Genomic DNA, 233 nt, shown 5'->3' on the forward strand with positions numbered 1-233 from the left:
TCGCCGAGTTGATCGAGGCACGCTCGCTGGACCGCGCGCGCAATGCGATCAGCGGCTTGATGCAGATGACCCCCGAGCAAGCCACGGTCTTGCAGGCTGACGGCAACTGGCGCGAACAAGAGGTGAAAAGCGTCGAACTCGGCGCCCGCGTGCGGGTGAAGCCAGGCGAGCGCATCGCGCTGGACGGCGCGGTGGTCAGCGGCAATTCGACCATCGACCAGGCGCCGATCACC

1 protein-coding gene is annotated in these 233 nt (G+C 67.0%); it reads left to right on the top strand.

Translation table 11 applies throughout. The features are described from left to right. On the top strand, positions 1-233 hold a 233-nt coding region (locus AAEY72_RS16475; RefSeq protein WP_502945418.1), incomplete at both ends, for a P-type ATPase actuator domain-containing protein.

This window comes from Psychrobacter sp. W2-37-MNA-CIBAN-0211, assembly GCF_040309405.1.
In the GTDB taxonomy this organism is placed as follows: domain Bacteria; phylum Pseudomonadota; class Gammaproteobacteria; order Pseudomonadales; family Moraxellaceae; genus Psychrobacter; species Psychrobacter glaciei.